The sequence below is a fragment of the Sphingomonas sp. SAFR-052 genome (assembly GCF_051965015.1).
Taxonomy (GTDB): Bacteria; Pseudomonadota; Alphaproteobacteria; order Sphingomonadales; family Sphingomonadaceae; genus Sphingomonas.
In genome coordinates this window covers 1-3,076 of record NZ_JBQCMO010000028.1, presented here as the reverse complement: position 1 = coordinate 3,076, position 3,076 = coordinate 1, and the positions used below count along the sequence as shown (strand labels likewise).

The following is a 3,076-nucleotide window of genomic DNA, read 5'->3' as shown; positions in this document are numbered from 1 at the left end:
TTGCTTCACCCGCGCTCATGCGCGACAACCACGGTCGGTCTCTGGTCGCAGCTGGATGAAAGACTGGGGTCACGTCATTGGCTGCAAGGATAGCACGGGCTTCATCGTGAATTTGATTGCGGTTCAATTTAGGCAAATTTTCTCACTTTCGTTAGTTAAGCCATCCAGCGCTCCAAGCGAGCCTTGCGAGCTCGCCAATCTGGCATGCGCGTTGCCAAAAGGGCATGGAAAGCCTCACCGTGATCATGATGCCGCAGGTGGCAGAACTCATGGACAATCACGAAGTCGATTGCATCAACGTCGGCCTCCACCAACCGCCGATTCAAGATCAGCGATTGGCCGCTAGCGGAAAGGCTGCCCCAGCGTTTCTCCATCGGACGCACCGTTAACCGAGGCGGACGGGCACCGTCACCGAAGAGCGACCAACACCGGTCGAACCGCTCATACATTACGCGGCGCGCTTCGCGCTGGTACCAAAGACCTAGCCGGGTGGCGATGCGACGTGGTTCGTCAGCTGCAATGCCGCCGATCGTGAGGTGCTCCGGGGAGAGCACCACTCCGCGAGGAGCATCCGGTTCGACGCGCAGACGATATTGGCGGCCGAGAAAGCGGTACGTCTCACCTGCAACATGGCGGCGGGGCGGGGTTGCGGGACGCAGTCGGTCGAAATCCCGCTTAGTGCTCAAGATCCAAGCACCGCGCTTTATAAGCTTGGCCTCAATCGTCTCCAGCGGTGTGCCGACGGGTGCCGTCACGCAAAGCATTCCGTCTGGTTTAACTGTAATGCCGAGCGTACGCCGATCGCTGAATGCGAGGTCGTAAGCGACTTCGGTCGCGCCAAGCGTGACGGTTTCGCCCGTCATCGCGCCAACTGTCGACGGGCGATGCCGATCACGCCATCAGCTATGCTGTCCATGCTGGCCGCATCAAGGCCCCATAGTCCGCGCCGGCCCTTCACCTCGGCGTAAAGATAGTCATCTATGCCGGCACGCATCGCGTTCTGCGGACCGGCGTCGTCCTGCCAGCCGACCCGGCACTCCGCGCGTACCAGGGCCGCAATGGCAAGCGCGGCCTGGGCCGCGACCTCGTCCAAGTCCGACCCGGCGATCGGTGCCAGCGTCTCGCGCAGCAGCCGCCAAACCGCGGCAGCGAAGTCGTCTCCGCGCACTATGTCGGGCAGATCATCGGCGACCTTGGCCCCGACGATCTCGCCACGCACCGCCGTCACTCGGGCGAGATAGTCCGCTTCGCTCAGCCTGCCTGCGCGGAACTCCTCGATTGCCTGTGCGACGATGGCGGAGAAGCGCTGAAAGCGGATCGGGTCCTCTTCCATCCGCTCCGTGATGGTGCGAGCCGTCGCGCTGGCGATCGCGTCCGCGATAGAAGCCGAGCCGCCGGTCGCCTCCTCCACGGCCGCCTTGAAGGTGCTCTCGTCGAAGATATCGACCGGCCCGACCAGCTCCACCATGCCGGTAGCGGTGATATGCTGATCGAGCAGCTTGCGGATGCGCGCCTGGTATTCGCGCGCGTCATAGTCGTCAGCGGCATCCGCATAGCGGCGCGCGACCGCACGGCGCAGCGCCTCGAACCGCTTCAAATCCTCCTTGTAGCCGCGGATCGTCCGCTCGGATGTGCGCTCAACCCAATCCTGCGAAGTGAACGCCGCCTGCAGCGCGCTCGCGAAAGCGTGCAGCCGATCGTAGAAGTCGCGTCGAATCAGCTCGTCGGCAAGATAGCGCTCATAAGCCTCCTGGTCGGCTGTGTTCGCAATGCCTTTGAACAGATCGAGCAGCGCGGCGTGCACGTCCGGCAGCCGCTCGGTCTCTTCGCGGATCGCCACCAGCGCCTGTGCGACATCGCCCTCGTCATAATCGGCAAAGGCCTGGTAGCTGGTCAGCGCGCGGTCTAGTTCGCCGAGCACGCCGGCATAGTCGACGATGTGACCGTGCGTCTTCTCCGCCTCGTCGTCCTGATACAGACGGTTCACCCGCGCGATCGCCTGGAGCAGGCCGTGCTCACGCAGCGGCTTGGCGAGATAGAGCACGCGGTTACGAGGCGCATCGAAGCCGGTGAGCAGCTTGTCGACCACGATCAGCAGGTCGGCGCCCGTGCCCTTTTTGAAGCGGTCGATCACGTGCCGCTCGAAAGTCTTCAGGTCGCCGTGGAGCGCCTTGGCCCGCTTCAGGTGGGCGCGAACCAGATCGTCCTCTTCACCGACCTCCTCATGACCCTCGCGGTCGTCGATATCGGAGATGACCACCTCGGCTGTCACGTCGCCAAAGCCTTCGATCAGCTGCTTGAGCAGCACCGCCTCGCGCTTGCCACGCGCGACCAGCTGGCCGCGGAAGGACGTGTCCTTCCAGTTGCGCGCGAAATCCTCCGAAACGTCGAACGCCACCTCCTTGAGCCAGGGCGCGGCACCCAGTACCTCGTTGGTGCGGCCCATGCAGCGTTTGAGGTCGGCCTTCTGTTCGTCGGTCAGGCCCTTGGTGACGCGATCGAACCAGCGGTCGAGCCCGTCCTGCTCGACGTCCATCTCGACGTGGCGCCCCTCGTAGAGCAGCGGCACCACGGCCTTGTCGCGCACGGCTTCGTCGATCTTGTAACTTTGGATCAGCCCGCCAAAGGTGGTGAAGGTCGACCGCTCGCGCTTCAGCAGCGGCGTGCCGGTGAAGCCGATGTAGCAGGCGGCGGGGAACACCGTCCGCATTTGCCGGTGGAGGCTCTCGTCGTCCTTCACCGTCTGGCTGCGATGGCTCTCGTCGACGAGCAGGAACACGTCGGGATCGTCATCGCGCAGGCCGCCACGCTCGACCAGGCTGCGGAACTTGTGGATCAGCGTCGTAACGATGTCGGCCTTGTCGCGGATCAGCTTGCCGAGGTCGGCGCCGCTGCCGGCCTGCACCACCTGCTTACCGGTCGCCTTGAACGTATCGCCAATCTGGATGTCGAGGTCGGTGCGATCGGTCACCAGCAGCAGCCGCGACGTCGGCACCGCGCGTGAGCTGCCCCCTTCTGAGTGGTCCATCGACTATGACAGTCTGGACCAAGGAAGGGACAACGAATGCCTTCGAAG

At 63.8% G+C, this 3,076-nt stretch carries 2 protein-coding genes; both read right to left on the bottom strand.

All coding sequences use genetic code 11. The features are described from left to right. Positions 1 to 155: 155 nt before the first annotated feature. Positions 156 to 863, bottom strand: coding sequence for a M48 family metallopeptidase (locus ACTHQV_RS19135; protein WP_440492307.1), 708 nt, complete (start codon positions 861 to 863; stop codon positions 156 to 158). After that, positions 860 to 3,028 carry a type I restriction enzyme subunit R domain-containing protein gene (locus ACTHQV_RS19130; protein ID WP_440492306.1) on the bottom strand — a complete coding sequence of 723 codons (2,169 nt, stop codon included), beginning with the start codon at positions 3,026 to 3,028 and terminating at the stop codon, positions 860 to 862. Before ACTHQV_RS19130 ends, ACTHQV_RS19135 begins: the two co-directional genes overlap by 4 nt. Positions 3,029 to 3,076 lie beyond the last annotated feature (48 nt).

Excerpts from the sequence above, each read along its gene's own strand:
- ACTHQV_RS19135 (WP_440492307.1), bottom strand. The coding sequence starts at position 863 with ATGACGGGCGAAACCGTCACGCTTGGCGCGACCGAAGTCGCTTACGAC.
- ACTHQV_RS19130 (WP_440492306.1), bottom strand. The coding sequence starts at position 3,028 with ATGGACCACTCAGAAGGGGGCAGCTCACGCGCGGTGCCGACGTCGCGG.